Source organism: Thauera sp. (genome assembly GCF_034003485.1).
GTDB lineage: Bacteria > Pseudomonadota > Gammaproteobacteria > Burkholderiales > Rhodocyclaceae > Thauera.
Window position 1 is genome coordinate 1 of record NZ_JAVEYL010000086.1, and the last position, 2,786, is coordinate 2,786.

Below are 2,786 nucleotides of genomic sequence, written 5' to 3' on the forward strand. Positions count from 1 at the left end.
GTGACGAAGGCCGTGACATCCTGTTCTTCGTGGATAACATCTACCGCTACACCCTGGCCGGTACCGAAGTGTCCGCGCTGCTGGGCCGTATGCCTTCCGCGGTGGGTTACCAGCCGACGCTGGCCGAAGAAATGGGCCGTCTGCAGGAGCGCATCACCTCCACCAAGGTTGGCTCGATCACCTCGATCCAGGCTGTGTATGTGCCGGCGGATGACTTGACCGACCCGTCGCCTGCCACGACCTTCCTGCACCTCGACTCCACCGTCGTGCTGTCGCGTGACATCGCCGCGCTGGGTATCTACCCGGCCGTCGATCCGCTCGACTCCACCTCGCGCCAGCTCGACCCGCTGGTCGTGGGCGAAGAGCACTACGGCGTGGCCCGTCAGGTTCAGCAGACCCTGCAGAAGTACAAGGAACTGCGCGACATCATCGCGATTCTGGGTATGGACGAGCTGTCGCCGGAAGACAAGCTCTCCGTGGCTCGTGCGCGTAAGATCCAGCGTTTCCTGTCGCAGCCCTTCCACGTTGCGGAAGTGTTCACCGGCTCGCCGGGCAAGTACGTCTCGCTGAAGGACACGATCAAGGGCTTCAAGATGATCGTCAGCGGCGAACTGGACAGCCTGCCGGAACAGGCCTTCTACATGGTCGGCAACATCGACGAGGCCATCGAGAAGGCGAAGAAGCTGCAGTAATTCGTCCGCCCGCGCGGTACCTCGGTGCCGCGCGGATTTGAAAAGGAAACAACATGGCTATGACGGTTCATGTCGACATCGTCAGCGCGGAAGAGCAGATCTTCTCCGGGCTGGCAGAGTTTGTCGCGCTGCCTGGCGAGGCGGGTGAACTCGGCATTCTGCCCGGCCACATGCCGCTGATGACCCGGATCAAACCGGGTGCGGTGCGGGTCAAGGTTCCGAATCAGGCGGAAGAAGAGCTTGTTTTCGTTGCCGGTGGTTTGCTCGAGGTTCAGCCGGGTCTGGTGACGGTGCTTGCCGACACCGCGATCCGCGGCAAGGATCTGGACGAAGCGAAGGCGCTGGAAGCCAAGAAGAAGGCCGAAGAGGCAATGGCCAATCAGACCGCGCGTCTGGATTACGCCAAGGCCCAGGCCGAGCTCATGGAAGCAGTGGCACAACTCGCCGCGATCGAGCGCCTGCGCAAGCGCGGCCACTGATCGCTTCTCCGCTCCGTCGATGGATGGGGCGGGAAGAAAAAAGCAGCTCTCCGGAGCTGCTTTTTTTTGGTTCCGCGCTCGGGCTGTCCGTTCGGGATGGCGTGCTGTTCAGCGCCGCCCTTCGAGGCGGGAAACCCGCTTGTCTAGCCGGCCGAGCGCGTCGCGCAGTGCGATGACGTCGTGCGATAGCTCGGCGAGCGCGCTGCGCGGGACGAGCAGCGGAGACTCTTCGGTGAGGTACTCGGCCAGGTTGCCGCCCACGCGCTCGAGCGACCGCCGTCCCTCACCGACCAATTGCTTGCCGCCTTCGACCATGCGATGGGCGGCAATGTCGCCGAATACGCGCGACAGATCCTCTTCCGCGTCCCAGCGCAGGTGGCGGAACACGAAGCCCAGGGCGTCGGCGAATTCGGCATTGCCTTCGATGCGCACGTGGCGCATCGCGGTCTCCAGGCCATCGACCAGGAGCTTCGGCAGATCGACCGCCGCGAGCCGCAACAGCACTTCGGGCGCGTCCTCGCCCGACCAGGCGGCGAAGTAACCTTCCACGGAAACCGAGAAGTCGAGATCCGCGAGCGGCGCAATCGCCAGCCGCGCGGTGCGTCCGGCATGTGGCTGGAGGCGGGTGCGCGCCCAGCCCGATTGCGATAGCAGGTGATTGGTGGCGGAGAGAAAAATGCTGGACAGCATGGTGTCTGAGCCGGAGCAGGGTACGAAAGGGCGGACCTGAAAGCAAAACGGGGAGGCCCCTTGGGCCTCCCCGTCGATGATACGACGATCAGCTGATCTGCTGGATGCCGGCGATCAGCCAGCCACCGCTGCCGCTGACGGGTTTGGTCAGGTGCCAGATCTCGTCGAAGCTTGCCGGCGCAGCCCCTTCTTCCTCGCGCAGCAGTCCGTTGAAGCGGACGCTGACGACGTAGCGGCCGTTCTCTTCCTCGACATCGACCACGTCAGCGTTCAACTCAACCACATCGGTACGCTGTTCGGCGGTGCCGCGCTCGGTGAGCTGCATGCGGATTTCGGCGAAGACTTCGGGCGTGGTGAATGCACGCAGGTCGTCGAGGTTGCCGGTATCGTTGGCGGCCTGGAGGCGGATGAAGTTCAGCTTGGCCTGGCGGGCGAAACCCTGCACGTCGAAACCTTCGGCAATCGCCTTGTCGAGGCCCGAGGCAGAGGTACCAGCACCCGACATCGGGGCAGCAGCCGGGGCAGGACGCAGCGGCGTGGCGGCGCCCGACGCGGCGCTGGCACCGGCGTATTGCAGGTTCTGGCCTTGCTGGGTGTTGCCGCCGCGGCGGAACAGCAGGCGGAAGATGAAGAAAGCTGCAACGGCCAGCAGCAGGATCATCATGAACGACGCCATTTCCTCACCCAGGCCAAGGTGCGAGAACAGGGCGGCGAGACCCAGGCCAGCGGCAAGGCCGGCGACCGGACCCATCCACGAACGCTTGGGTGCGGCGGCGGGCGTTGCGGCGGAGGCCGGTGTCTGCGTGGCGGCAGGCTGGCGCGGGGCCTGCTGGGGCGTGGCCTGGCGCTGCATGCCGAAGCTGCTGCCGCCGCCAAGGCGCTTGGCTTCGGCTTCGGGCACGCCGAAGCCGAACGACAGCACGGC

General features: G+C 65.1%; 3 protein-coding genes and 1 pseudogene. 2 read left to right on the top strand and 2 right to left on the bottom strand.

Annotation, left to right across the window (positions count from 1 at the left end; all coding sequences use genetic code 11):
• Both RBT54_RS18390 and RBT54_RS18395 read left to right on the top strand, forming a co-directional pair.
• Positions 1–692: pseudogene (locus RBT54_RS18390) on the top strand (F0F1 ATP synthase subunit beta); the annotation flags it as partial.
• Positions 693–745: 53 nt separating this feature from the next.
• Positions 746–1,171, top strand: coding sequence for a F0F1 ATP synthase subunit epsilon (locus RBT54_RS18395; RefSeq protein ID WP_004261883.1), 426 nt, complete (start codon positions 746–748; stop codon positions 1,169–1,171).
• Positions 1,172–1,279: 108 nt separating this feature from the next.
• On the opposite strand, the gene RBT54_RS18400 is transcribed toward RBT54_RS18395, so the two are convergent.
• Both RBT54_RS18400 and RBT54_RS18405 read right to left on the bottom strand, forming a co-directional pair.
• The gene (locus RBT54_RS18400) at positions 1,280–1,861 is read right to left on the bottom strand and encodes an SCP2 domain-containing protein (protein WP_320368425.1); all 582 of its coding nucleotides are present in this window, start codon (positions 1,859–1,861) and stop codon (positions 1,280–1,282) included.
• An 88-nt stretch (positions 1,862–1,949) separates the two neighbouring features.
• Positions 1,950–2,786 (bottom strand): Tim44 domain-containing protein (locus tag RBT54_RS18405; protein ID WP_320368426.1); only part of this gene is annotated, 837 nt, incomplete at its 5' end.

Bases quoted from the DNA above. Each gene is read 5' to 3' on its own strand.
- RBT54_RS18395 (WP_004261883.1), top strand. From the start codon at position 746: ATGGCTATGACGGTTCATGTCGACATCGTCAGCGCGGAAGAGCAGATC.
- RBT54_RS18400 (WP_320368425.1), bottom strand. From the start codon at position 1,861: ATGCTGTCCAGCATTTTTCTCTCCGCCACCAATCACCTGCTATCGCAA.